General features: G+C 66.9%; 23 protein-coding genes. 8 read left to right on the top strand and 15 right to left on the bottom strand.

The window, feature by feature from the left end:
- The first annotated feature begins 20 nt into the window (after window positions 1–20).
- Entirely contained in the window at window positions 21–1,355 is a 1,335-nt protein-coding gene (locus tag ABZ824_RS31480) for a carotenoid oxygenase family protein (RefSeq protein WP_356967500.1), read from the top strand.
- Between the two features lie 194 nt (window positions 1,356–1,549).
- Here the strand turns inward: ABZ824_RS31480 and ABZ824_RS31475 are convergent, their stop codons facing one another.
- Complete coding sequence (locus tag ABZ824_RS31475) at window positions 1,550–2,242, bottom strand: dienelactone hydrolase family protein (RefSeq protein WP_356967498.1); 693 nt, start codon at window positions 2,240–2,242, stop codon at window positions 1,550–1,552.
- Window positions 2,243–2,719: 477 nt separating this feature from the next.
- Window positions 2,720–3,670, bottom strand: coding sequence for a zinc-binding dehydrogenase (locus tag ABZ824_RS31470; RefSeq protein ID WP_356967496.1), 951 nt, complete (start codon window positions 3,668–3,670; stop codon window positions 2,720–2,722).
- Between the two features lie 77 nt (window positions 3,671–3,747).
- Here ABZ824_RS31470 and ABZ824_RS31465 point away from each other — a divergent pair, with 77 nt between their 5' ends.
- Window positions 3,748–4,356: a helix-turn-helix domain-containing protein gene (locus ABZ824_RS31465; RefSeq protein WP_356967494.1), complete on the top strand. Its 609-nt coding sequence runs from the start codon at window positions 3,748–3,750 to the stop codon at window positions 4,354–4,356.
- Between the two features lie 193 nt (window positions 4,357–4,549).
- Here ABZ824_RS31465 and ABZ824_RS31460 read toward each other — a convergent pair whose 3' ends face one another.
- The 3 genes from ABZ824_RS31460 to ABZ824_RS31450 all read right to left on the bottom strand — a co-directional run bounded on the left by ABZ824_RS31460 (window position 4,550) and on the right by ABZ824_RS31450 (window position 6,602).
- Window positions 4,550–5,380 (bottom strand): LLM class F420-dependent oxidoreductase, encoded by an 831-nt coding sequence (locus ABZ824_RS31460; RefSeq protein ID WP_356967492.1) that lies wholly within the window; start codon window positions 5,378–5,380, stop codon window positions 4,550–4,552.
- 300 nt (window positions 5,381–5,680) lie between these two features.
- Window positions 5,681–5,911: a DUF6400 family protein gene (locus tag ABZ824_RS31455; protein ID WP_355074292.1), complete on the bottom strand. Its 231-nt coding sequence runs from the start codon at window positions 5,909–5,911 to the stop codon at window positions 5,681–5,683.
- 238 nt (window positions 5,912–6,149) lie between these two features.
- A complete protein-coding gene (locus tag ABZ824_RS31450; RefSeq protein WP_355074290.1) occupies window positions 6,150–6,602 on the bottom strand; it encodes a helix-turn-helix domain-containing protein in 453 nt (150 codons plus the stop codon).
- 90 nt (window positions 6,603–6,692) lie between these two features.
- Between ABZ824_RS31450 and ABZ824_RS31445 the strand changes: the two genes are divergently transcribed.
- The gene (locus ABZ824_RS31445; protein ID WP_356967489.1) at window positions 6,693–7,103 is read left to right on the top strand and encodes a dihydrofolate reductase family protein; all 411 of its coding nucleotides are present in this window, start codon (window positions 6,693–6,695) and stop codon (window positions 7,101–7,103) included.
- Window positions 7,104–7,149: 46 nt separating this feature from the next.
- Complete coding sequence (locus tag ABZ824_RS31440) at window positions 7,150–7,527, top strand: PPOX class F420-dependent oxidoreductase (RefSeq protein WP_356967487.1); 378 nt, start codon at window positions 7,150–7,152, stop codon at window positions 7,525–7,527.
- Window positions 7,528–7,599: 72 nt separating this feature from the next.
- Here the strand turns inward: ABZ824_RS31440 and ABZ824_RS31435 are convergent, their stop codons facing one another.
- On the bottom strand, window positions 7,600–7,992 hold the full coding sequence (locus ABZ824_RS31435) for a hypothetical protein (protein WP_355074285.1): 393 nt from the start codon (window positions 7,990–7,992) through the stop codon (window positions 7,600–7,602).
- A gap of 227 nt (window positions 7,993–8,219) precedes the next feature.
- Here ABZ824_RS31435 and ABZ824_RS31430 point away from each other — a divergent pair, with 227 nt between their 5' ends.
- A complete protein-coding gene (locus ABZ824_RS31430; protein WP_356967484.1) occupies window positions 8,220–8,876 on the top strand; it encodes a VC0807 family protein in 657 nt (218 codons plus the stop codon).
- A 50-nt stretch (window positions 8,877–8,926) separates the two neighbouring features.
- On the opposite strand, the gene ABZ824_RS31425 is transcribed toward ABZ824_RS31430, so the two are convergent.
- From ABZ824_RS31425 to ABZ824_RS31415, 3 genes are all read right to left on the bottom strand, one after another.
- The gene (locus ABZ824_RS31425) at window positions 8,927–9,673 is read right to left on the bottom strand and encodes an ABC transporter permease (RefSeq protein ID WP_356967482.1); all 747 of its coding nucleotides are present in this window, start codon (window positions 9,671–9,673) and stop codon (window positions 8,927–8,929) included.
- Between the two features lie 165 nt (window positions 9,674–9,838).
- Window positions 9,839–11,272 (bottom strand): aminobutyraldehyde dehydrogenase, encoded by a 1,434-nt coding sequence (locus ABZ824_RS31420; RefSeq protein WP_356967481.1) that lies wholly within the window; start codon window positions 11,270–11,272, stop codon window positions 9,839–9,841.
- Between the two features lie 507 nt (window positions 11,273–11,779).
- Window positions 11,780–12,202 (bottom strand): VOC family protein, encoded by a 423-nt coding sequence (locus tag ABZ824_RS31415; RefSeq protein ID WP_356967479.1) that lies wholly within the window; start codon window positions 12,200–12,202, stop codon window positions 11,780–11,782.
- A gap of 93 nt (window positions 12,203–12,295) precedes the next feature.
- Between ABZ824_RS31415 and ABZ824_RS31410 the strand changes: the two genes are divergently transcribed.
- The 3 genes from ABZ824_RS31410 (at window position 12,296) to ABZ824_RS31400 (ending at window position 14,709) form a co-directional block, all read left to right on the top strand.
- Entirely contained in the window at window positions 12,296–13,291 is a 996-nt protein-coding gene (locus tag ABZ824_RS31410) for a transcriptional regulator (RefSeq protein WP_356967477.1), read from the top strand.
- Between the two features lie 292 nt (window positions 13,292–13,583).
- Window positions 13,584–13,742, top strand: a complete 159-nt coding sequence (locus tag ABZ824_RS31405) for a hypothetical protein (protein WP_356967475.1) — start codon at window positions 13,584–13,586, stop codon at window positions 13,740–13,742.
- Window positions 13,743–14,268: 526 nt separating this feature from the next.
- The gene (locus ABZ824_RS31400) at window positions 14,269–14,709 is read left to right on the top strand and encodes a hypothetical protein (protein ID WP_356967473.1); all 441 of its coding nucleotides are present in this window, start codon (window positions 14,269–14,271) and stop codon (window positions 14,707–14,709) included.
- A gap of 234 nt (window positions 14,710–14,943) precedes the next feature.
- Here the strand turns inward: ABZ824_RS31400 and ABZ824_RS31395 are convergent, their stop codons facing one another.
- The 6 genes from ABZ824_RS31395 to ABZ824_RS31370 all read right to left on the bottom strand — a co-directional run bounded on the left by ABZ824_RS31395 (window position 14,944) and on the right by ABZ824_RS31370 (window position 20,280).
- Window positions 14,944–15,885: an FAD-dependent monooxygenase gene (locus ABZ824_RS31395; RefSeq protein ID WP_356967471.1), complete on the bottom strand. Its 942-nt coding sequence runs from the start codon at window positions 15,883–15,885 to the stop codon at window positions 14,944–14,946.
- A 146-nt stretch (window positions 15,886–16,031) separates the two neighbouring features.
- Window positions 16,032–17,258 carry a VWA domain-containing protein gene (locus ABZ824_RS31390; RefSeq protein ID WP_356967469.1) on the bottom strand — a complete coding sequence of 409 codons (1,227 nt, stop codon included), beginning with the start codon at window positions 17,256–17,258 and terminating at the stop codon, window positions 16,032–16,034.
- A complete protein-coding gene (locus tag ABZ824_RS31385) occupies window positions 17,255–17,899 on the bottom strand; it encodes an SRPBCC family protein (RefSeq protein ID WP_356967467.1) in 645 nt (214 codons plus the stop codon). Before ABZ824_RS31385 ends, ABZ824_RS31390 begins: the two co-directional genes overlap by 4 nt.
- 13 nt (window positions 17,900–17,912) lie before the next feature.
- Complete coding sequence (locus ABZ824_RS31380) at window positions 17,913–18,800, bottom strand: MoxR family ATPase (RefSeq protein ID WP_356967465.1); 888 nt, start codon at window positions 18,798–18,800, stop codon at window positions 17,913–17,915.
- A complete protein-coding gene (locus tag ABZ824_RS31375; protein ID WP_356967463.1) occupies window positions 18,797–19,390 on the bottom strand; it encodes a nucleotidyltransferase family protein in 594 nt (197 codons plus the stop codon). The genes ABZ824_RS31380 and ABZ824_RS31375 overlap by 4 nt, the downstream gene beginning before the upstream one ends.
- The gene (locus ABZ824_RS31370) at window positions 19,387–20,280 is read right to left on the bottom strand and encodes an XdhC family protein (RefSeq protein ID WP_356967461.1); all 894 of its coding nucleotides are present in this window, start codon (window positions 20,278–20,280) and stop codon (window positions 19,387–19,389) included. Before ABZ824_RS31370 ends, ABZ824_RS31375 begins: the two co-directional genes overlap by 4 nt.
- Window positions 20,281–20,290: the final 10 nt, after the last annotated feature.

The raw sequence follows: 20,290 nt of genomic DNA, 5'->3' as shown, positions 1-20,290 counted from the left end.
CGGGGAAGGGAGATCCGACGATGACAATGCCGTCGCACGCAGCCGTGCCGCTGCATCTGGCCGGGAACAACGCGCCGGTCACCGAGGAATGCACCGTGGAACCAGCGGAGGTGATCGGAGAAATACCCGCAGACTTGAACGGAATGTTCGTGCGTAATGGTCCCAACCCACGGACCGGTTGGTCACCGCACTACTTCGCCGGGGACGGCATGGTCCACGCGGTTGCCTTGACGGAAGGACGCGCGCGCTGGTATCGCAACCGCTACGTGCGCACCCCGCTCTACCACCACCCGGGCCGATCGCGCTTCGAACTCGGCTTCGACCCGGCGACCGCGACGATGGATTACCGGGTCACCACGGCCAACACTCACGTCGTCAGCCACGCGGGCCGACTTCTGGCGCTCGAGGAAGGCGGCTTCCCCTACCAGCTCACGCCGGAACTGGAGACCGTCGGACCGTTCACCTTCGACGGCGCGCTGCGAACGCCGATGACCGCGCACCCCAAGATCTGTCCGGAATCCGGCGAGTTGCTGTTCTTCGGTTACCGACTGCGCCCGCCGTATCTGACCTACCACCGTGTGTCACCCTCCGGCGAACTGCTCCGGACCCAGCCGATCGAACTTCCGCGCGCCACGATGATGCACGACTTCGCCGTGACCCGGCACCATGTGGTCTTCATGGACATGCCGGTCGTGTTCGACCAGGTCACCGCAGCGTGGCGCTGGGACGACGGACATCACGCGCGGTTCGGGGTGATGGCCCGCGCCGGTGGCCCGGTCCGCTGGTTCGACATCGAACCCTGCTATGTGTGGCATACCCTCAACGCATTCGAGGCCGACGGCGCCATCACCCTCACCGGTACGCGGGTGGCAGCATTGTGGCGGGACGGCAGCGACGATATCGGCGGCGGGCTGCCCCGCCTGCACCAGTGGCGCCTGATGCTTGCCGAGGGCACCGTCACCGAACAGCAGGTGGACGACGCGGTGGTCGAGTATCCGCGCGTCGCCGACAGCACGGTCGGGCTCCACCACCGCTTCGGTTACCTGGTCAGCTTCTCGCTCGAAGCCGAACCGAGCCACTCCCGCATCTACCGCTACGACTTCGCCGACGGCGCCTCACGGCGCACTCACCGACTGCCGGAAGGGCGTACCTGTGGTGAGGCCGTGTTCGTCCCGCGCGCCCAGGCGACGGACGAAAACGACGGATACCTGATGAGTTTCGCCCACGATCGACTTCACGGAAACGGCTACCTTCTGATTCTGGACGCCGCCGACCTCGCCAGCCCTCCCATCGCCGAAGTCCACCTGCCCGTCCGAATCCCCACCGGCTTCCACGGCAGTTGGATCCCCTCTTGACTCCATCTCCAGCTGTTGCGCCGACCGCCCGCGCGGTCTCCTCCAATCCGTGTGCCGAGGCAGCGCGGCGCGCAGGTGTGCGGCCGATGCCATGTGGCCGGGGCCGCCGTCGCGGACGGCGCGGAGCGTTCGATGCTCTACTGACCCGACAACGCGGGCGGAGGCTCCCCGACGCCGATCTCGCGGCGTCGCGGTCACCGTAGGTGCTGGCCGAAGAACGTGAATACCCTCTGCCACGCGTCCGCGGCGACTTTCTCGTTCTCGCCGAACCCGAAGATGCGCGCCACCGCCTGCACGGGAGTGCGGTCGGCGAAGCTGTGACCCGCGTCGGGGTAGGTCTTGACGTCGTGTGGAATCTTCTTCTGGGTCAACACTTCTTCGAGGCGCGGGCCGCTACCCCGGTTCATCGGATCGCGTCGGCCGAAGCTGGCGACTATGGGGCACGCGCCCTCGACGATTTCGGCGTACTTGCTCTGCAGGGGCGGTGGATAGAACGGCGCTGATGCGCCGAACCCCTTCGTAGAGGCGACGAGGGCGAACCCGCCGCCCGAGCAGAATCCGGCGATGCCGACTGCACCGGTGCAGTCGGACCTTTCTGCCAAGCATTTTCGTGCCGCCGCGATGTCGTCGAAGGTGCGGCCTTCATAGGCCATGAGATCGTTGAACATCGAGCGCATACAGCGGATCATCCCGCCGCGGGAGTACAGGTTGGGCACGATCGCCAGATAGCCGTTGCCGGCGATGCGACGCGCGATCTCCCGGTGGGGGTCGCGGAGCCCAAGGGCGTCGTGGATGACGACCACGCCAGGCCAAGGTCCCTCGCCGGACGGAATTTCGAGCACCGCGTCGATGGTTTCGTCGAGCGTCTGGATGCTGATGTCTGTCATGGCGCTCTGACTTCCTTCGGTGGGTCGGGGCGAGTTTGTCGGGACGTCGAGCGGTGGACATCCACACGGCCAGCTGAATGCGGTGTCGAGTCTGCTGCGCAAACTCCGATTATCCCAGTTCAGGAGCCTTTTCTAGGTCGACACGCCTGTGCTCGACCCAGCAGGCCGAACAGAAGCTACCTCACCGCCCGCACCATCGAACTCGAATTGAAACCAGCACTATGTTATTGCGATCGTCGGCACTTCCGGCTGTCGAACGTAGGGGTCCACCGCGGAAGGCAGGGGATGATGGGGTCATGGCAGTACCGACGCCGCCTCTGAAACCGATACGGCCTGTGAATCCGATGGAACGCGTCGAGCCGAATCGGGCGGTCGGGGGTTGAGAGGTCCGGCCGCCGAGAAATCTTTCCGGTAGCGCGGGAGGGGCAAATCGCCGGGGCGCGGAGACCTGGCGCTGAATTTCGGCGACGCGATCGCTCACGGCGTCAGGACGATGCGACCGAAAACCTCTCCGGCGTCCATCTTCCGATGCGCCAGCGCGGCCTGCTCTAGCGGCAGCAATTCGTGCACTACCGCATCCAGTTCCCCGCGAGCCGCGGCGGCGAACTGCTCGGCGCGGATCGCTCGCTGGGCGGTGTGGTCGATGGTGTCGGCGCTGAAGGTTGCGAAGGAGAGCGACTTTTGGAACGCCGTCATCATCGCCATACCGAAATCGGCCGGTGGATAGCCCGCGACGATCCCCACGACCACCATGCGGCCGTTCGGCGCGAGTTTGCCGAGGAACGACGGGACGGCGGCGCCGGCGACGATGTCGATGATGACGTCGTAGTCCGCGCCACCGGTCCCGGCGCGGTCCAACACCTGGGTGGCGCCGAGGGCGCGGAGCCGATCGCCTCTCTCCGGCGAGGAGGTCGTGACCGCGACCGCGGCGGCGCCGGCGCGAACGGCGAGCTGCACGGCCGAGATTCCGATACTGCCGCCCGCTCCGCGCACCAGCACCGACTCGCCTGCGGCGAAGCGGGCGTGAGCGAGACCGAAGTGCGCCACGACTCCGGAGCTGCCCAGGGTGACCGCCGCGGCCGGAGACAGGTGCTCGGGCAGCGCGAAGATCTGCTCGACGGCGGCGACGGCATGTTCGACATATCCGCCGCCGACCCCGGTGAACGCCCACACCCGCCGCCCCACCCACGAGCGGTCGACACCCGCGCCGACCGCGGTCACGACCCCGGCGACCTCGCTGCCGGGGATGTGCCCCTCCCGGAAGCCGTAACCGCCGAGGGTGCCGCGCCGGATCACCGCGTCCACTCCACCGACGCCGATCGCCTCCGTGGTGACGAGCACCTGTCCTGCGGCGGGCGACGGGATGCGAATGTCGGCCACTGCCATGCCGTCAGGGCTTCCGAAGGTCCGGATCTCGATGGCTTTCACTGGCTCTCCTCGTCTCCTGTCAGCCCCCCGAGCCGACGCTAACGGACGCATGCGTCCGCTTAGCTAAAGTGAGAGCGGTGGCCGACCGTTTGCCTCACACTCTGCGTTCGGATGCCAGGGAAAACCGCGAACGCATCCTGGACGCCGCGCGTGCTCTGTTCGCCGCCGAGGGAATGACCGTGCCGATGCGCGATATCGCCCGCCATGCCCGGGTCGGGCCCGCGACGCTGTACCGGCACTTTCCGACCAAGGAGATCTTGGCCACCGCCGCGTTCGCCGGTGAGATGCGCGCCTGCCGCGCCCTCGTCGAGCAAGGACTGTCCGACCCGGATCCCTGGCATGGCTTCTGCCAGTTCATCGAGAACATCTGTGCGCTGCACGCCGACAACCGCGCCTTTACCGAGGCGTTCACCTCGACCTTTCCCGACGCAATCGACTTCGCCGCCGAACGTGCCGCTGCGCTACGGGCGGTCGGCGAACTGGCCCGCCGCGCCGAGAAGACCGGGCAGCTGCGACCCGACTTCGCAGTCGCCGACCTGAGCCTCATGCTCATGGCACACCGAGGAATCCGGGCCGGCTCGCAAACCCGTGTGGCGGCCTCGCGGCGCTTCGCCGCGCTCATGATCCAGGCGTTCCGCGCCTCGCCTGAGAACGGTCCGCTGTCGGCAATGCCGCGTGCGCGGTAGGAGTCGCTTTCCGCCGCAACGCAACACCGCGGGACGGTGGCAGCGCCTACGCACCCTCCGACTCCGGCTACCTCTGCGGCAGCGGACGCATCCGTCGCCAGTGCTCGACACCGCTGTGCGCACCCATCGAACCGTCGATCGACGTGGATCAGCGAATGGCCGGCCTCACGAGAACGCGGCCCGGCACGGTTATTCAGTCGGCCGCGGTCAGCAGCGGCGCGAGTTGGCGCAGCGAGCCGAGATAGTCCGTATCCAATGCCTGCAGCGCAATGTGATCGGCACCAGCCTTCAGATGCTCGACCAGTTGCCCGGTGACCTCGACGGGCGTGCCGTGCACCGTGAGCACATCGATGAGACGGTCACTGCCCGGTTTGGCCACATCGTCCTCGGAGAAGCCGAGACGCCGCAGGTTCGAGACGTAATTGCGCAGGCCGAGATACATGTCCACCATCTGCCTGCCGACTTCGCGCGCCCGCTGCGGATCGTCGTCGAGCACGAGCTTCTGCTCCGCGACGAGCAGCGCGGAGCCGAGGATCCGGCGCGCCCGCGCGGTGTGCTCCGGCGGAGCCAGATACGGCAGCGCGCCGGCGGTGCGCTCGCGCGAGAGTTCGAGCACCTTCGGCCCGAGGGCCGCCAGTGCGATCCGCTCCTTCGGCACCCCGGCCTTGTCGAGCTCGTCGAGGTACTCCACCAGCGCGTCGTACGGTTTCTGATACGGCTTGTTGGCCTCCGGGTGCCCCACGCCGATACCGAGCAGGAAGCGGCCGGGGAATCGCTGTTCGATCCGGTGGAACGATTCGGCGACCGTATTCGCCGGTGCCGTCCAGATATTCACGATGCTGGTGGCGACGATCAGCGTCTCCGTCGCCTCGAGCAACGACTCGACCACCGGCAAGTCGGCGGGCGGCGACCCACCGAGCCACAGCGCGCTGTAACCGAGTCCCTCGAGTTCGGCGGCATCCGTGGGAGCGAATCCCCGGTAGCCGCGCCATACTCCGTACCGTCCGAGACCGTCGATCGCCATAAACGTCCGAACCTTCCTTTTGCCTCCGCTGGTCAGCGACCCGCCGCTGAAGGTATACCGTTTCGCGTCCCGGGCCCCCTCGGGCGTGGACGCCGGCGGGCGAAGATTTCCTCAGGAAAACGATAACGGTGCGGACGGCCGGCGCCTACGACCTGGGTGCAGTCCGACCACTCGGCCGTGTCCCTGGTCCCGCGCGACAGCTCTGGATGAGTTCCGGATGCCGGCTCGGGGACGATCCGTCCGGCGGTCGGGCTGTCGCACACGCCGAACACCGGTCACGGTTCGTGCTCGGCGGTCGGATCAGTGCGCAGTATCGCGTGTCGCTCGATCCGGCAGGATGCCCGCTTGGACGAGTTCCTCGTAGATTCGCTGCTGCTCATCGTCGAGATTCGAGTACAGCATGGTGTACGCCAGCTCTTCCTCGGCGAGCACCGCGACCGGATCCCAGTCGTCTCCGAGCGCCGCCAAGACGGCGCTGCGCCGTCGTGCCTCGTCCAGCGTGAGGTCGTAAGCGAAATTATGGTCGGCCATTCGGCATCTCCAACCAGGTTCTTTCCAAAATGAATGGACGACGATGCCCAACCACACCTTTTGGCGCAATGATCTGCATCACGTTCTGTGATATGTCTTCGTCACATTCGATGTCCGTACATGCGCTGGACGGCGGAGTAGAGCGAATGATCGGAAGCGTATTCGGCCAGCGATTGATCCAGGCCCCGAATCCCGCTACCCGGCGCCCTCGCAACTGGACGCAACGCAAGCGGGCGGGTCATCCGGCTGCGCCGGGGCCCGGCAGTGTGTCGATGTCCTCCGCGTGCATCGGCTCGCCGCAGTGGGCGCAGCGCAGGTCGACGTCGCTGATCCGGCCGCACGCGTGGTGGCGGTAGAGCACCGGCGGGCCTTCCTGGCCCGAGAGCCATCTGTCACCCCAGCGGGTCATGACCATGAGCAGGTCCACCAGCTCGAGACCCTTCTTCGTGAGGTGGTACTCGTAGCGTGGCCGCTGGTCGTAAGGACGCCGGACGAGCACCCCCTGATCGACGAGGTGGTTCAGCCGCTCGGTCAGGACCTTGCGGGAGATTCCCAGGTCGGCCTGGATCTGGTCGAACCGATTGAGCCCGACCCACACATCCCGCAGGACCAGCGGTGACCACGGCTCCCCGATGACGTCGAGCGTCCGCGCGATCGAGCACGCCATCCCGCTGAAGTTCGTGCGCTGCATGGAAACAGCTTACCCATTGGAGTTCCCTCAGGGAACTTAAAGTGCTACGGTTCTGAAGTCTCTTGAAGGAACTCAGAGAGGAATGTGGAGATGAGCAAGGTTTTCAGCGCGTTGGCGGTATCGGTCGACGGATATATCACCGGCCGTGACCCCGGGGCCGGTCGCGGTCTGGGCGATGGAGGGACGCTGTTCGTCGTCAGCCACCCGCCCGCGCCGGAGATCTCCGACCGCCAAAACCTCTCAACCACCGGCATCGAGGACGCGATCGCGGCAGCCCGTGAGACCGCAGGCGACAAGGATGTCGCCCTCATGGGCGGCGGGGTCGTGACCGAGGCGTTGAAAGCGGGACTCGTCGACGAAGTGGTTCTGCATCAGGTGCCGGTCCTGCTCGGCGAGGGCAGGCCCTTCTTCCGGGCGCTGCCCGAGCAGGTGCGTCTGCGTCTGGTCGAAGCCGTTCCCGCGCCGGGAGTCACCCACCTCCACCACGAGATTCAGCGTTGACCCTTCGATATCGATACCGAGAACTCACGCCCAGGAGATGACAAGCATGCTCGACCCCGAAGTGCGCCGCGTGCTCGAAGGCACCTCGATCGCCCACCTCGCCAGCATCCTGCCCGACGGCGCACCCCACTCCGTCCCCGTCTGGACCGGCACCCACGGCGACCATATCGCGATCATCACCGGCCCCGGCTATCGCAAGACTCGCAACATGCGCCGCGACCCCCGGATCGCACTGTCCCTCACACCGGTCGACAACCCGCTCCGGCCGGTCGTCATCCGCGGCAGGGTCGTCGCATGGCTCGAAGGCGACGCCGCATGGGAGATCGTCGACCAAATCTCGACGAAATACACCGGCAACCCCTACTCGCGGCAAGAGGAGCGGTTCATCGCGCTCATCGAGCCGACCCGTCAAAGCATCGGCTGAAACCGCGGGGCTTCACCCCGGCCGGATGTCCCTACCGTCCATCGCATCGGGTAGTCGGTGGTTGTCCAGCCGTCAGGGCGCATCCAACACACTTGCCGGAACCCCGTAGGGCAGGAACCGCACCCGACGGCGATCATCGGTGTTGTCGCGATGCGCGCGCAAGGCCTCGAGTTCGCTCGGAAAGACCTGCTCGACCTTGGCCTCGCCGATGTCGTCGACTCGGTAGATCACCCACACCCCGCTGCCGGTCTCCCCGGTGGTCTCGCCCTCGGGTTTCGGTGGACGTGGCTGTTGTGGCTGGACGAACTGACCGAGCAGCGACGCCAGTGAACCGACGGTCGCGTGATCTACGCGATCCAGGTATACACCGGCTTTCCCGAGCAGGTCGCGGAGCTCGGTGCCCGCCCCACGCAGTGCGCGTTCGAAATCTTCCGGATCGATGCCGAAAGGCCCGTTGGTTGGCATCGCATGTGCTCCTGGGGACGAGTTGGGTGCTACGTCTTCAGTGTCCTCGCCGAACGCCGACTCCGCCACGTCGAACGGCTGCGGGTCCGGGTCGGGTGCCGTTCGGGGGCGGCTACCGCGGCATGACAGTTGTCATGCCCGACATGTGACGGTTGACAGATCCCGGACGGCTCTCGCGTTCGTAGATTCGATTCCTGTCCGGCCCGTTCTCACAGGAGTTGCCCACCATGATCGTCGACGACACCGTTTCCCCCGCCGCGCAGGTTGCCACTGGGCGTCCGGACCTGCGAAAACTGTTCGCCCCCGTGGCGCGCGACATCCTGGTGCCGATAGCGGCCTACTTCGTGCTGCACGCGCTCGGCTGCTCCGATTTCATGGCGCTGCTTGCCGGGGCGCTGGCCTCCGCGGCGACCGTGCTCGTGGAGGTGGCGCGGAATCGCCGGATCGACCTGTTCGCCGGAATGGTCTTGGGCGGCTTCGTGATCGGACTGATCGGGTCGCTGCTCAGTGGCGACGCCCGCACGCTCATGGTGCAACAATCCGTGGTGACCGCCGGTATCGGCGTCACAATCCTCATCGGCCTGTTCTTCGGCAAGCCGCTGACCTACTACGCCGCCCGCCGCGTCATGGCGACCGGCGACCTGGCCGTCATCGAGCACACCTACCGCACCAATGCGCTGGCCCGCCGCACCCACGTCCGCCTCTCGGCATTGTGGGGCGTGGGACTGGTCGTCGAGGCCGCGACCCGGATCGTGTTGGTCTACCGGCTGTCGGTGCCCACCATGGCGTGGTTGTCCACGTTGCTGCTGACGGCCACGTTGACGGTGCTGGTGCTCGTCACCGTCCGGATGGTCGCGCGGATGCGCAAGGCGCTCAGGGGGTGACCGGCGCGGGTCGGTGGGGCACCTTCGGCTGGTACTGATCCATTGTGTCGTTATCGTGGTGTGCGGCGAACCTTCGATCGTGCGACCAGTTCGGTGGTCACCGCTACCGCGGATGCTTGGGCCAGCAGCAGGCCGGTGAGAACCAGCATCTGTACCGCGGCGGCCTGCAGGGCTGAACCGCTGGCGAGCAGCACACCGATGAATGCGCCGGGCAGAGTGACCAATCCGACTGTGCGGGTCTGATCGACGCCCGGTAGCAGCGCATCACCCGTACTCGGACGGACGACCTCGAGTCGTGCTTCGCGTTCGGTGAAGCCCAGACTCATCGCCGCCTCCACTTCACCCCACCGTTGTTCGACCGTGTCGAGGGCTCGACGGGCGGCGAGCGACGTCGCGGTCATCGTCCCGCCCAGCACGATTCCGCCGATCGGGACCAACGCCACACCGGTGAGTGGGACCACGCCGCTGATCAGCATCAGCGGCACCACCACCCCGATTCCCGCCCCGAGCGCGACGGTGAGCCACATTCCCGACCAGCCGGCCGAGGACCGCTGCGCGGCGGTCGCCACCGCGGCGGCGAACATGACGGCCAGGACGAGCACCGCGGACCAGAGATGTGCCAGCGCCGCGGCCAGTACCAGCGCGACGATTCCGAGTTGTGCGGCGCCGCGGATCGCGGCGCGCGGAGCCACGGGAGTCGGTCCCAATCGCGCCACCCGATACCACGCGGCTGTCAGAGCCACCATCACCACGCACAGCACCGCCAGTTCGACGCCGGGCTCTACGGTCGCGTGCACCCGCGCCCCTTTCGTCTTCGCTCACGGCACCGGATTCGTTGCCTACGCTGTTGCGATTGTGCCGCCGACCGGCCTGGATCACAGGAGTAGGTGATGGCGACGCCGCAATTGGTGCATGGTGCCGCCGGTGGCGGCGACCGGCTGTGTTGTCATCGTTGTGGGGCTTCAGTCGATCTTGGCCATCACATGCTTGACGCGGGTGTAGTCCTCCAGCCCGTACATCGACAGATCCTTGCCGTGTCCGGACGACTTGAACCCGCCGTGCGGCATCTCGGCGATCAGCGCGGTGTGGGTGTTGATCCACACGGAGCCGAAGTCGAGCGCGGCCGACACGCGGAGCGCCCTCGACACATCCTTGGTCCACACCGAGGAGGCCAGCCCGTATTCGACGCCGTTGGCCCACCGGATCGCCTCGTCTTCGTCGGTGAACGACTGCACGGTGATCACCGGGCCGAAGATCTCGTTCTGGCTCATCCGGTCATCCTGCAACAACCCCCCGATGACCGTCGGCTCGACGTAATACCCGTGGTCGCCCTGCCGGTGTCCACCGGCCACGACCGAAGCGTGATCGGGCACCTCGTCGAGGAAGCCGAGCACCCGCTGTAGTTGGTCGGCGTTGTTGACCGGTGGCACCCAGGCATCCTCGTCATCGGCGGCTTTGCCGAAAGTGGTTGTCGCGCCGCAGGCCTGCTCGGCCAGCGCCGCGGTCAGATCGTCGGCCACAGAGCCGTGACCGAGCACTCGGGTGGCCGCCGTGCAATCCTGTCCGGCGTTGAAATAGCCCGCGGCCGCGATACCCTGCGCGGCAGCAGCGATATCGGCGTCGGGGAACACGATGACCGGCGCTTTGCCGCCCAACTCCAAATGCGTGCGCTTCAGGTGGCTCCCGGCCGACTCCGCGACCGCACGGCCCGCGGCCACCGAACCGGTGATCGATACCATCTCCGGAGTCGGATGCGCGACCACCGCCGCACCGGTCGCCCGGTCACCGGTTACCACGTTGAGCACACCTGGCGGCAGGTGTTCGGAGGCCAGTTCGGCGAGCATCACCGTCGTCACCGGAGTGGTTTCGCTCGGCTTGATCACCACGGTATTGCCTGCCGCTATCGCGGGAACGAACTTCCAGATGGCCATCATCATCGGGTAATTCCACGGTGTCACCTGTCCGATGACGCCGATCGGCTCCCGGCGGATCCAGGATGTATGGCCCGCCAGGTACTCGCAGGCCGACTTGCCCTCGAGTACCCGTGCCGCTCCCGCGAAGAATCGGGTCTGGTCCAGCATCTGCGGGATCTCCGCGGCCGAGGTGATGTGGTTCGGCTTGCCGGTGTCGCGGCCCTCGGCCTCGACAAGCGCGCCGGCGGCATTCTCCAACTCGTCGGCGAAATCCAACAGCGCCTTCTGGCGTTGCGACGGCGTCGTCCGCTTCCAGTCGCGGAACGCTCTGGCGGCCGCCGCGTACGCGTTGTCGATGTCCTGTTCGTCGGACACCGGGGCGGTACCGTACCGATCGCCGGTAGCGGGGTCGACCAGTGCCATCGTCGCACCACCGACCGAGTCGACGAGCTTGCCGTCGATGAAGTTCTGAACCACTGTCATGATGCCTCCTCGATTGCTCTGTTCGGTCGACGATTCGTTGGCGTGGGACGGTCGGTCGACTCGGCATCTGGTCGCCATCGTCGGGCTATGAATTATCGTCGATATTCGATTTATCGATATCGAATGAATCGATTTTACTCCTCTCGTGACTGCCGAGGACTATGCTGCTGGAGTCCAGCTCATCCGCGCCGAATAGCGTCCTTTAATCCGATTGCGACAAATTCCGCCTAGCAAAGAATTTTGTCGTTCCAGATGTCGGAAAATTTGTGCACCATAGCATCCGCCTTCACCCACCGGCCGACCGGCGTTGCCGCCGCCCATCGGGATATCGAATCATGGCTCGCGGCCCGTCTGGCCAAGAAGGGCGGCGGCGAATTCGATTCGGGTTGGTGGAATGCGGCGGCGATTCTGGCGGCAGACGCAGATTCGTCAACGCGAAGTGCCCCAGGTGGCCCGGCGGGAAGGCGGATGGACATCGGGGCGGGAGCGCCCCGATGACGCAACGAGTTATCCGTTGTATTCGCTGACGACGTCGACGACCCAGACCACACCGAAACGGTCCCGCAGCATCCCGTAGGCGGTCGCCCAGCTCGCCGGGCCCATCGGAATCACCACGGTGGCGCCCGCGGTGAGTTTCTCCCAGTAGTCCGACACCTCGTCGACGGTCTCTCCGCGCACGGAGACGAAGAACCCGTTCTCTCCAGGGTGGTAGTCCATCGACGAGGGCACGTCGTAGGCCATGATGTGGAACCCGCTGTCGGCCTGTACCTGGCCCCACATGATCTGATCGGCCTCGGACTCGTCACGGACAGCTCCGGCGTCTCCGTAGGTGACGAGGGCGAGGTGGCCGCCGAAAACGGACTGGTAGAACGCCAGCGCGGCGCGGGCGTCACCGCGGAAGTTCAGGTGGGTGGTGGTTGTGAGGGACAAGGTTGCTCCTGATTCGGCTCGATGGCTGACGTGAGCAACATTCGCAGGGGTAGTGGCCAGGTTGTGTCCTCTACTTCGGGCAGGATGACAAACATGCCGAAAACTTCCGCGCGACTGCTGGCACTGCTGTCCCTGCTCCAGGCGCGCCGGGACTGGCCGGGAATGCTGCTGGCCCAGCGGCTGGAAGTCAGCCCGCGCACGGTACGCCGTGACGTGGACCGGCTGCGTCAACTCGGCTATCCGATCGTCACCAGCAAAGGCCCGGACGGGGGATACCGACTCGGCGCGGGTACACAACTGCCGCCGCTGCTGTTCGACGACGAGCAGGCCGTCGCCCTGGCCGTCGCACTGCAGATCGCCACCACCGCAGGCGCCGGTATCGAAGAATCCGCGGCGCGAGCGCTGACCACCATCCGTCAGGTCATGCCCGCGCGGCTACGCCACCGCATGGACACTCTTCGGATCACCGCTGTCGCACCGCCCGCCGACCAGTCCGCACCCGAGGTCGGCACGGAGGTTCTCACGGCGATCGGCGCCGCCATCAATGCCCGCGAAGTACTGCGTTTCGACTACAACGGCGCGTCCGAACCGCTTGCCGCCGCGCACCCGCCGCGTCGAGTGCAGCCCCACCATCTCGTCACGTGGGGAGGGCGCTGGTACCTCGTGGCGTGGGACCTCGACCGTGACGACTGGCGGACGTTCCGCGCCGACCGGATCACCCCGCGCATCCCCACCGGCCCCCGCTTCGTTCCGCGCGAACTCCCTGCGGGAGATGTGGCCACCTTCGTGAGCAGCAGGTTTCGCGGTTCGGACGCGAACGGCGGATGGCCCTGCCGCGGTGCGGTCATCATGCACCTGCCCGCCACCGAGATCGCACCGTTCCTCCACGACGGAGTGGTCGAGGCGCTCGGTCCCGACCGCTGCCGAATCGTCCTGGGCTCGTGGTCATGGCCCGCGCTCGCAAGCTCTCTCGGCAAGTTCGACGCTGACATCGAGGTCATCGGCCCGCCCGAACTCACCGCCGCTTTCGCTCACCTGGCCGGCCGCTACACCGCCGCAGCGAACAGCGGACCCGGTCGGCAGGTGTGAGGGTGAGTCGTTGTCCGGCGGCGCACTCGAATCAGCACGGAACCGCGTCGGGCCCGAACCGATCGCCGGGATCGAACACACCGAGCGGCCGTATACCTGACGAGCAGGTGCGATATACGAGAGGGTGTTGCCTTCGGCTGAACAATCACGCCGGTGGTCGGCAGCCGTAACTTTGCGGCATTCGATACCACGAGCGCGGGCAGACCCTGGCGCACGCGGAACATCGGATAGGCCGAGCTTCGTTGACCACCAACTTATTGCCGACGAATGTGTGCACGATAAGAGACTTCGAATGGCCGGCGTCAACCAAACCGGTGAAGACGAAGTCGTACATGGTGAGGCGTCTTCCGCATTCGCAGACGATTTTTTGGAGGTAGTACTCGTCGCCGGCGAGCATGCCCTCTCGCAGGTCGAGGATCCGCTCCATCCGTGCGATGTCGACGTCATCTGATTTGGTCGACTTCGTATCGTCTCTGAGTTCGGCAACACTCGGTCCCGATTGTTCGAATTTATCGGTTCTGGAGCCATCCCCTCGGCTGCGGTGTCCGGAGGCTGAGTGTAGCCGCCGTTGGATTCGTGGGCCGCATCCGCTCTGCGTTCTCGTTGGCGTGTCGCTGCGCGAGGAATTCGAGATGATTTCCGAGTCGCCCCCGGTCGCGCCGTGCACCGGCGCGGGGTGCCGACCGCCGCTCACCGCAGACAGCCGACAGAGTCACCGGGCGGCGGTGGGTGGAGACAGCGCGAGGTGTCGGGGGTAGGTCCCGACCGGCTGGTCGTCGACCCCGCGGATCGTCCGCACCTCGCTGAGACAGGGGGCTCTGTCTCGTTCGGAGGAGCCCGGCGGCTGCGATCGCGCCCGTATCGACGTGATTCTTCGGGCGATGGGCGGGGTAGCCCAAAGGCACGGAATCTTCTGACGCGAGGCTCGTGGGAACACCGTGGCCTCGGGATCTAGCGGATGGTGAGGACGACGGATCATGACCGGTTTGAGCGAGGGTGTCTATCGGATCGTCAATGTCGGCGCCGGTTGTGTGCTGGCGCTCGACAGCGCTGATCAGGTGACGGTGGTGGCGGAGCCAAGTGTCGAGGACGGCTGGCAGCATTGGCTGCTGTCCAGAGCGCCGGAATTCGGCGAAGGAATTTGGTATATCGGCAGCGGACGCACCGGCACCAGGCTCGGGTTCGGCGACGGAGTGGTGAGCGAGGGAGCCCACCTCGAGTGCAGTGGGACGCCGATGGGGTGGCAGATCACCGCCGAGGAAGCCCATCCCGACTGTTACCGCATCGCTGTCTGGGCCGCCTGCGAGTTCGTCCTCGACCTGCCTGGTCACGACGGTGACATCGGCACCGAGCAGATCGGGCTCGCGCGATCCGCGCCGATCAGCCGCACCCAGCAGTGGCGATTCCAGCACACCTGATAATCGGCCGGACGGCGGACAGCGCGATCGAACCGGACGCAATTCCACGCAGCACCGACCGTCTGCCGTAGGAGTGGTGGACGTTCTCCACTTCCATCATCACTCCCTCATCTGCCGCCGATGTGGTGGCCAGGCACCCCCTCGGAGCTATCGATTGGCAACGAAACCCTTGCAGCGAGAGCAGATTCGCAGTCGCCGCAGGCCGTCGTCCGGCGCGGCACGCGACACTGACCTTCAGGTAGTGGTCGCGAGTGCTTTGCGCGGAGCGAGGATTCGAGTGAGGTGTGCGGAGATCGCGGCTGCGTCGCGGGTGCGCGCGGCGAGGTAACCGTCGGGACGGATCAGGACCAGCGTGCCCGGCTGGACGCGGAACAGGCGCCGCGCTTCGGAACCGATGAGTGTCCGGGTGATATCCGTGTGGTCCGAACCCGGGGCGTTGTCGGTTGCCATGCAGGTGCGTACTGCGTCGTCCGAGATATCGGCGAGTTCGCGGAGCGCTGCGGCGGCCTCTTCGCCGAATCCCACTACGGTCCAGTGGGTTCCGCGTGTGAGATCGAACAGTCGGGTCGGTGTGCCGTCGGCGGTGACGCCGCGGGCGTCGGGGGCGCGGTCCCCGGGGCGTGGGCCGCGGCAGCGGTCCTCACAGCGGAGGGTCAGCGCGGAGTCGGGGTAGGCGATGGCCAACTGGTTGGTTTTGGCGAGCAGCCTGGCCATCACCGCCGGGTGCTTCACGAGCGGGAAGATCAGATGATCACGCACAAAGCGGCGCACACCGCGCAGCGCGAAAACCGACTGGAAGCCGCGCGAGCTGTCTGCCAGCACTCTGGCGGCCACCGGGATTCGCTCGTCCCCGTAGCTGTCCAGCAGGTCGACGGGCGCACCACCGAGCACAGCCGCGAGTTTCCAGCCGAGGTTGTAGGAGTCCTGGATGCCGGTGTTCATGCCCTGGCCGCCAGCAGGCGAATGCACGTGGGCGGCGTCACCGGCCAGGTAGACCCGGCCGTAGCGGTACCGGTCGACCATGCGCGCGTTGAAGCGGTAACGCGACAGCCAGGTCGCCTCGTCCAGCACCACATCCGCCCGGCCCGAACGCGCGGTGAAGAGTTCGCGGAAGATGTCGAGCGTCGGCTCGGGCACCGATCCGTCGGGTCCGGGCACTACCTGCAGGGCTGCCATCGTTGCCGCCGAGCCGGATCCACCCCGCGCTCACGACGCCGCTGCGCCGAGATCGCGGCTAGAGGCCTGGGCCGGGTGAAGCCAGGCGCAGGCGTTCGGATGGTCGCCGATCCGCTGGTTCGCGCCACCGCAAGGTTTCTCGATGATCACCGGGACGGGATCGGGTATCGGTCGGCGGACACAGTCGACGATGCCAGAATCCGAACGAACGCGTGTACCTCCGCAAGAGTGTGCGCGGGCATCATGGTGTCGCAGAACGGCAGGGCTGCCGCCATCGCGCCGGTGGCCGGCTGGAACCCGGACTCGCCCGCACGGGGATTGAGCCAGATGACGCGCCAAGCCCGGCGTCTGATCCGGGCCATCGCGCGGGCCAAGAGATCGGGAGTGTCGCTGTCCCAACCGTCCGAGGCGATGACGACGACGGCGCCGCGCACCGCGTTACCGGACGGAGTCGCCAGCAGTGTGCCGAGGCATCGGCCGATGTGCGTGCCGCCGTAGCGGTCGAGCACCTTGTCGTTGGCCCGGGCCACCGCCACCTCCGGGGAACGGTGCGCGAGCACGGGGGTGAGCCTGGTCAGGGAAGTGGAGAAGGCGAACGCCTCGGGTCGATCGGACGAACGGCGTTGCATGGCGGCCCGCATCAGGTGCAGGTAGATCGTCGAATACGGCTGCATGGAGCGGCTGACGTCGCAGATCATGACGATCCGGCGCGGGCGACGCCTGGGACGGGTGCGGACCAGCACCGCCGACTCCCAGCCGGTGCGCCGCGAGTGGTTCATCGTCGCCCGGAAGTCGATCCGCTTGCCATGCGGATCACTTTCCTGGCGCAAGCTGCGGCGCTGCGGCCAGAGCGCCGCCGCCTGTTCCAGCCAGGCGCCGATCGTTCGCAGATCGTCCGGATCGAAGCAGGCGAACGGTTCCTGTTCCCGTGCGGCGAACCGGCTCGGCAGCACGTCCGGCAGCGCCGGAGCCTGGTCGGTGGACCGGTCGGCGCCGGTTGCCGATCGCGGCGTCGCCCAGGGGACATCACCGCCGTGCCGAGACCGCCCCCGACCGACTGTGCCCGGCGCCGACGCGCGTTCGGCCGGTAGTCCGTGCGTTCGGCTCGCCGGGTCCACACCCAGCACCGCGTCGGCGAACACCGCCGCGAAGACCGCGTCGAAGGCGGCGAGATCTTGCATGCGATCGACGAGCGTCAGTCGCATGGCCCAGTAGAGTTCGGTGCGCGAGCGCGGCGCCATGCGACGCCAGGCTTGCACGAACAGCGTGGGACCGCTCGGCGCCACCGCGACGCCACTTCCCCGCAGCCGCGCGACCACCGCGACGGCGAACGCCGCCAGATCCACGCCGCGCAGCAGTGCCGCCCGCGTCATCGATTCGTGCGTATCCGCTTGCGCAGCAGAATTATTCCGAGCACTGCCGCGAGTGCGAACACGACCGCGGGCGCATATTTCTTGATCATCGCGGGCCCCATGAGTTCGACAAGGTCCAGCGGCGCGGGCTCGGGCGGCGCCACCGGCTGCGCTGCTCGGCGGTCCGGCTCGGCTACCGGCTCCACAGAGGTCTCATCGGCAGCCGCGAGTTTCGTCTCCAAGGATGTGACGAACTGATTCATCATCTTCTCGGACACCTGTTGCAGCATTCCGCTGCCGAACTGGGCGAGTTTGCCGACAACCTTGAGGTCGGTGTCGACGGTGACCCGCGTCCTGCCGTCGTCCGCGCACAGCCGTGTGGTGATGGTCGCGGCGGCGTTCCCGGATCCGTGTGAATCCCGGCCGCGCCCGCTGATAACGGCGCGATGGTCGTGTTCGTCGCGCTCGACGAATTGCGCTTTGCCGGTGAATTCGCTGGTCACCGGGCCGACTTTGACCTTCAATCTGCCGAGGAAGTCGTCTCCCTGCCATCCGACCATCTGTGCGCCTGGCAGGAGCGGGACGACCTGTTCGAGGTCGGTCAGTACCTCCCATGCCTGCTCGACGGGTGCGTTGACGGTGAACTCGTTGGCGATCTTCATTGCGGCATCCCTCTCATCCGGTAGCCAGGTCTCGCGTGTATTCGACGAACGCCTCCCGCACGGTCGCGCGGTCGTCGGGTGTCTTCGCCAGCGCGCTGAGTGCTGCGACCGCCTCCGGCGCGACGAGATCGGCGACATCGAGCGTCGCCAACGCGGCGATCCAGTCGATGGTCTCGGCGACGCCGGGCGGCTTGTCGAGATCGAGACCGCGAGCGTGCGCGACGAACAGGGTGGCATGTTCGATCAGCGCATCGGTCGCCCCGGGCACCGTGCGTCGCACGATCGCCACCGCGCGGGACGGTTCGGGATAGTCGATCCAGTGGTAGAGGCAGCGCCGCCGCAGCGCGTCGTGCAGGTCGCGACTGCGGTTCGAGGTCAGCACCGCGAGTGGCGGCCGCTCGGCGGTGAAGGTGCCGAGTTCCGGCACGGTCACCGCGGCCTCACCGAGGAATTCCAGCAGCAACGCCTCGAATTCGTCGTCGGCACGGTCGATTTCGTCGACCAGCAGCACCGGGGGCGTCGGACCGCGATAACGGACACAGCGCAGGATCGGACGGTCGACCAGGAATGCCTCGGTGAACAAGTCGGCTTCGGTGAGGTCGGCGCCGCGTGCTTCGGCGAGCCGAATGCTGAGCAGCTGACGCTGGTAATTCCAGTCGTACAGCGCTTCGTTCACGGTGAGGCCCTCGTAGCACTGCAGGCGGATCAGCGGCGCGGCTAGCGCGGTGGCAAGGGTCTTCGCCGCGGTCGTCTTGCCGACTCCCGGCTCGCCTTCCAGCAGTAGGGGCCGACCCAACGTGGTGGCCAGATAGAAGGCGGCGGCGGTACCGGTGTCGAGCAGGTAGTCGTCGGCGTCGAATCGCCGGACCACGTCCTCGATATCGGCGAACGGCGACATCATGGCGAGGTCGAGGCGCGCAGGCGCTCGTAATCGGCCCAGGTGTCCACATCCAAGGGCACCGCTGCGTCGACGTCGAGCCGGGACACCGGGACGCGGCCCGACTCGATGATCTTCCAGACCGCCTTGTCGCCGTGCAATCGGGCCAACTGGCCGAACAGGCCGCGGGGCAGCCAGAACGGATGCCCGACGCCGTCGCGGTAGCCGCAGACCGTGATCGCCGCGGTCGTCGCGTCGGCGATCAGTCGTTCGACGGTCGCGGCCGACAAACCCGGTTGATCACCGAGCATCAGCACGATTCCGGTGGCCAGGGGATGTACCGAGCCCAGGGCCGAACGCAACGACGAGGAACAGCCCGAACCGAAGTCGTCGGCCACGACCACCTCCACCCCGGTGAGATCGACCTGCTGCCGGACCGCTGCGGCCGCCCCGCCGAGGGTGACGATGATCTGACCGAAACCGCAGGCTCGAACCACGTCCAATGTGGCGCCGAGAAGTGTCGTATCACGGTATGGCAGTAGCTGTTTCGGTGTGCCGAGACGCCGTGAGGTTCCCGCCGCGAGTACGACCCCGGTGACGAATCCGTTTGTCATGAGCCCGTCTTCGCCTCGGCGAAGGAAGTGCGGCAGCCGGAGCCGCAGAACCAGTAGTCGACGTCGTCGATGGTGAGATGTGGCGTGTCCGGCCCGACCGCCACGGTCATGCCGCACACCGGATCGAGCGCCTCGAACGCGACGCTCGACAGGCGAACCGGGATGGCCAAGCCGCCCTTGCGGATCGCCTGGATCACTTCCGCGACGATCGAGACGGCGATCTCCGCCGAGGTCTTGGCGCCGATCGGCAGGCCCACCGGGGTGCGCACGCGCATCTGCTCGGCTTCGGTCAAGCCGAGCTCGTCCAGAATCGACGCTCCCCGGATCTTGCTGGCCACCAGACCGACATACCCCACGCCCGAGTCGAGCGCGGCGCGGATCGTCTCGGCTTCCGGGCCGCCGTGGCTCGCGATCACCACCGCGGTCGTGTCGGTCAGCGAATCCGGCGAGTCGGCTCCGCCGATACCGCGCTGCACATCGAATCCCACCAGTGCGCACATCTCGGCCAGTGCGTCCGCGATCGGTGTCGCGCCGCAGATGCGCACCAGAGGAGCCGGGACCTGCGGCTCGAGGAATATCTCCAGCGCTCCGCCGGACAGACAGGGATTCACCACCACAGCCGCGCCGGGGGCTTCGGGAAATTGCAGGTCGCCGTCGGGCAACACGCGCAGCAGCACGCTCTCGTTCGATTGCAGGGCGCCCAGCGCGGCCTTGCGGACCGAGTTCTGGGCGCACTGGCCGCCGACGAATCCTTCGATCGTCCCGTCCTGCAACAGGATCGCCTCGTCCCCGGCATGCGCCGAGGTCGGCTGCTGCGCTCGGACGACGGTCGCGTGCACGAACGGAGTCCGGGTCCGAACCAGTTGCTGTGCACGCTCGGTCAGCTTCATCGGTATTCCC

This window comes from Nocardia sp. NPDC047038, assembly GCF_040644075.1.
Taxonomy (GTDB): domain Bacteria; phylum Actinomycetota; class Actinomycetes; order Mycobacteriales; family Mycobacteriaceae; genus Nocardia; species Nocardia sichangensis.
This window is presented reverse-complemented; position numbering and strand designations above follow the sequence as displayed.

What these genes read in the sequence shown, in the direction of transcription:
- ABZ824_RS31480 (WP_356967500.1), top strand. Translation starts at nt 21, where the DNA reads ATGACAATGCCGTCGCACGCAGCCGTGCCGCTGCATCTGGCCGGGAAC.
- ABZ824_RS31475 (WP_356967498.1), bottom strand. Translation starts at nt 2,242, where the DNA reads ATGACAGACATCAGCATCCAGACGCTCGACGAAACCATCGACGCGGTG.
- ABZ824_RS31460 (WP_356967492.1), bottom strand. Translation starts at nt 5,380, where the DNA reads ATGGCGATCGACGGTCTCGGACGGTACGGAGTATGGCGCGGCTACCGG.
- ABZ824_RS31455 (WP_355074292.1), bottom strand. Translation starts at nt 5,911, where the DNA reads ATGGCCGACCATAATTTCGCTTACGACCTCACGCTGGACGAGGCACGA.
- ABZ824_RS31450 (WP_355074290.1), bottom strand. Translation starts at nt 6,602, where the DNA reads ATGCAGCGCACGAACTTCAGCGGGATGGCGTGCTCGATCGCGCGGACG.
- ABZ824_RS31445 (WP_356967489.1), top strand. Translation starts at nt 6,693, where the DNA reads ATGAGCAAGGTTTTCAGCGCGTTGGCGGTATCGGTCGACGGATATATC.
- ABZ824_RS31440 (WP_356967487.1), top strand. Translation starts at nt 7,150, where the DNA reads ATGCTCGACCCCGAAGTGCGCCGCGTGCTCGAAGGCACCTCGATCGCC.
- ABZ824_RS31435 (WP_355074285.1), bottom strand. Translation starts at nt 7,992, where the DNA reads ATGCCAACCAACGGGCCTTTCGGCATCGATCCGGAAGATTTCGAACGC.
- ABZ824_RS31430 (WP_356967484.1), top strand. Translation starts at nt 8,220, where the DNA reads ATGATCGTCGACGACACCGTTTCCCCCGCCGCGCAGGTTGCCACTGGG.
- ABZ824_RS31420 (WP_356967481.1), bottom strand. Translation starts at nt 11,272, where the DNA reads ATGACAGTGGTTCAGAACTTCATCGACGGCAAGCTCGTCGACTCGGTC.
- ABZ824_RS31410 (WP_356967477.1), top strand. Translation starts at nt 12,296, where the DNA reads ATGCCGAAAACTTCCGCGCGACTGCTGGCACTGCTGTCCCTGCTCCAG.
- ABZ824_RS31405 (WP_356967475.1), top strand. Translation starts at nt 13,584, where the DNA reads ATGGCCGGCGTCAACCAAACCGGTGAAGACGAAGTCGTACATGGTGAG.
- ABZ824_RS31400 (WP_356967473.1), top strand. Translation starts at nt 14,269, where the DNA reads ATGACCGGTTTGAGCGAGGGTGTCTATCGGATCGTCAATGTCGGCGCC.
- ABZ824_RS31395 (WP_356967471.1), bottom strand. Translation starts at nt 15,885, where the DNA reads ATGGCAGCCCTGCAGGTAGTGCCCGGACCCGACGGATCGGTGCCCGAG.
- ABZ824_RS31390 (WP_356967469.1), bottom strand. Translation starts at nt 17,258, where the DNA reads ATGACGCGGGCGGCACTGCTGCGCGGCGTGGATCTGGCGGCGTTCGCC.
- ABZ824_RS31385 (WP_356967467.1), bottom strand. Translation starts at nt 17,899, where the DNA reads ATGAAGATCGCCAACGAGTTCACCGTCAACGCACCCGTCGAGCAGGCA.
- ABZ824_RS31380 (WP_356967465.1), bottom strand. Translation starts at nt 18,800, where the DNA reads ATGATGTCGCCGTTCGCCGATATCGAGGACGTGGTCCGGCGATTCGAC.
- ABZ824_RS31375 (WP_356967463.1), bottom strand. Translation starts at nt 19,390, where the DNA reads ATGACAAACGGATTCGTCACCGGGGTCGTACTCGCGGCGGGAACCTCA.
- ABZ824_RS31370 (WP_356967461.1), bottom strand. Translation starts at nt 20,280, where the DNA reads ATGAAGCTGACCGAGCGTGCACAGCAACTGGTTCGGACCCGGACTCCG.